This window comes from Aquimonas sp., assembly GCF_044377145.1.
GTDB lineage: Bacteria > Pseudomonadota > Gammaproteobacteria > Xanthomonadales > Xanthomonadaceae > Aquimonas.
In genome coordinates this window covers 1-2,666 of sequence record NZ_JBILJQ010000174.1, presented here as the reverse complement: position 1 = coordinate 2,666, position 2,666 = coordinate 1, and the positions used below count along the sequence as shown (strand labels likewise).

The 2,666-nt window shown below is 65.1% G+C and carries 5 protein-coding genes; 4 read left to right on the top strand and 1 reads right to left on the bottom strand.

Going from position 1 to position 2,666, the window contains the following annotated elements; translation table 11 throughout:
- Positions 1-487: hypothetical protein (locus ACIQ7H_RS22295; RefSeq protein ID WP_395795711.1), on the bottom strand; the 487-nt coding region annotated here is incomplete at its 3' end.
- A gap of 411 nt (positions 488-898) precedes the next feature.
- Between ACIQ7H_RS22295 and ACIQ7H_RS22290 the strand changes: the two genes are divergently transcribed.
- From ACIQ7H_RS22290 to ACIQ7H_RS22275, 4 genes are all read left to right on the top strand, one after another.
- Positions 899-1,393, top strand: coding sequence for a hypothetical protein (locus ACIQ7H_RS22290; RefSeq protein WP_395795709.1), 495 nt, complete (start codon positions 899-901; stop codon positions 1,391-1,393).
- Entirely contained in the window at positions 1,386-1,679 is a 294-nt protein-coding gene (locus tag ACIQ7H_RS22285) for a hypothetical protein (RefSeq protein WP_395795707.1), read from the top strand. The genes ACIQ7H_RS22290 and ACIQ7H_RS22285 overlap by 8 nt, the downstream gene beginning before the upstream one ends.
- Before the next feature lie 173 nt (positions 1,680-1,852).
- Positions 1,853-2,311 (top strand): RusA family crossover junction endodeoxyribonuclease, encoded by a 459-nt coding sequence (locus ACIQ7H_RS22280; RefSeq protein WP_395795705.1) that lies wholly within the window; start codon positions 1,853-1,855, stop codon positions 2,309-2,311.
- Between the two features lie 3 nt (positions 2,312-2,314).
- A partial coding sequence (locus ACIQ7H_RS22275; RefSeq protein ID WP_395795703.1) for a hypothetical protein occupies positions 2,315-2,666 on the top strand: 352 nt, incomplete at its 3' end.

Below are 2,666 nucleotides of genomic sequence, written 5' to 3'. Positions count from 1 at the left end.
CCTGCGCTTCGAACGAACGAGCGTGCGGCAGGTGGGCGCCCCAAGCCTTTGCCGTGCTCACCGTGACCCCGAAGGTCGAGGCGACGCCCTCCCAGCCGCCGAAGTGCTGGACCAGCGCTTCCATGGCGATGGGCTTGCCGCGGTTGACGTTGTGCGGGCGTCGGCTAACGCCGCTGCGAAGGCGCTCGATCACCCAGCGCACTTCATCTGGCAGCTCGTGAGCCAGCGCAGTCTTCGACTCGGCAAGCGACTGCAGGTACTGACAGGCGTCAGCAAGCCCGGCTGGCGGTGCGAGGGCCGGCTTCAGTGCCTCTTCGAGCGCACCGATCATGCTGCTGGCCTCGGTCACATCGAGTCCGGCCTCTACCGCTGCCGCGCGCCCGAGCGCGATCAGACCCGCTTCAATGGAGGCGTGCCCTGCCCTGCGGCAGAGCTGGGCCAGGTACTTGGCCTGCTTGGGCGTTCCGTAGTGCACGGCATTGGACATCGGGACGAGCTCGGAGATCGTGGGATTTCCAAGATACGGTCGCAGAAACGCACCTGCTTCCGGAGAACCGTCGGAATCCGAGAGATTTCGGGAAGTTGCCCTCACCCCACGGGATGATCGATTCCCAAGCGCGCTAGCGGAGTTGGTGCCCCCGCCTGGTGCCTCCGCGGGAACAGCGCGGGGCCGGTTGATACGCGCGTGCAGGCCTGCCGGAGGGGAGTGGTAGAGGGATTGGCGTCGACCCCAAGGAATCCGAAGTAACAATTCGATATCAATCGGTCGAGCAACTCATGCACCTGAAGCCGGATACAACACCAGGCTGATTCATGAAACTAGGCTGTCCGTCCCGTCGCAAATTGACGGCGATGGCGACGCGGCTAACTTCTCCGAGTCACCCTCTGGAGTTCTCCAATGCCCACCCCCGACGTGCGTGTGGTTGATCACAGCGAGTTTCCAGCGACAACCGGCGCAGATTTGCTGGCCTTGCTGGTGACACGCGCCGAGATCGAGTCAGGCCAGATCTCGAAGGCACTTTCTTCGCTGATCGCACTGACCGACGAGGTCGACAAGGTTCAGCACTACCGGCGACGACTCGTCCTGTTCGTCCACGGCTACGACCACGATCCCCGCGAGCTCTATCAGATCCCGGAGGCCGTCAGCTGGTTCCGTTCTCTCGCTCGCGAATGGAACGCGTGGATTCACTACCTCGCGTGGGATCTGGACCCGACCCAGCTGGCCATCCTGATTCGCCTCTTGCTCGGCAACGAGGCCTTCACCGAAGCCGCGGTTCTGCGGACGCTTGCCGGCCTTGCCGAGGCGCACGCTCGATTTGGAAGCGTGCATGCGCTCTCCGAGGACCAGATCCGCACCGACATGGAGGAGGCCACGGCAGCGCTGTATGTCTGATCAACTCGACACAGGCGCAAGCCCTGCGCTCGACGGCATCCTGGCGCGGCTGCGCGCCCGTGACCAGCTCCGCTTCCGAGGTGTGCGTGGTGTTCGCGTACTGGATGGACGTGAGAAGAAGCCCACGATCATCGATGAGCCGGCAGGCGCGCTACGCAAACCCCGCGCCGACGTCGAGCACGTGGTGGCTGATCTTCAAGCCCCGGGCATAGTGTGCAGCGGGTCGCTTATTCCGGGTCGGGCTGGCAGCCTGATCGTGCACCGGCTGGCCGGGGCCTCTGCATGAGCTCGCGGGCCGCTTGGACCAAGCTGCTCTCAGAGAGGGACGTGGTCGTGGCACCTCCGCCCGCTGCGACTTCACGCCGGCCTGCGAGCAGCGTTCGGACACCTCCGACTCAGCGCGCGGAGCCGCAGCCCAGTATGCATTCGACACCTGCGGAATGCACCGCGGCGCCCGAGGTGCAGGTGCTCACGATTCGCGCCCAGGGCAAGCCGACCATGGTCAGCTCTGACCGCTACCGGAAAAGGCCCGCCGTGCTGCGCTATCGAGCGTACGCCGACCACCTACGACTGCTCGGCGCCGTGCTGCCCGAGTCCTATCTCGTGATCGCCTACTTCGCCATGCCAGCGAGCTGGTCAAACGCTGAGCGTCGCCGGCGCGATCTCACCCCGCACCAGGTGAAGCCGGACGGCACCAATATCCTCAAGGGGATCGAGGACGTGCTCTGTCCGCATGGAGATCAACAGCTTTTCGACGGCCGGTTTCGCAAGGTATGGGCCCATGCCGATCGCATCGTCATCGTCGACACGCGTGCAAGGCCGATCAGTGAGATCGACCTGCATGAGTGGGCGCCCGGCCGCGAGGCGGAGACTCAATCAGGGTTCGGTCGAAGGGGCCCGCACTTCAGCACGGAGTAACCAATGCACAACCGCTTTGCCCCTACCCTGCGCGCCGATGGCACCGTCTACCGCTCCGAGCTGCGCGACCGCGGCTGGACGCCCTCCATGATCCGCACGTTTCTCGGGGATCCAGAACATGCGAGCATCCGCCGACCCTCCGGCACCACCGCGGCGGCAGCCCGTTGGTCAATGGACCGCGTACTTGAAGCGGAACAGAGCGCGGAGTTCGCCGCGGCCCTGCAAATGGCGCAGGAGCGAACTGCTCGCGGCAGGGCCACGGCCACCAAGCGAAAGGAGCCTGTGATCGAGTGGGCGCGGACTGTACCGATCGCACTGCGACGCGTGAGCTGTGCCGAGCTGGAATCGTCGGTGA

Bases quoted from the DNA above. Each gene is read 5' to 3' on its own strand.
- ACIQ7H_RS22290 (WP_395795709.1), top strand. From the start codon at position 899: ATGCCCACCCCCGACGTGCGTGTGGTTGATCACAGCGAGTTTCCAGCG.
- ACIQ7H_RS22285 (WP_395795707.1), top strand. From the start codon at position 1,386: ATGTCTGATCAACTCGACACAGGCGCAAGCCCTGCGCTCGACGGCATC.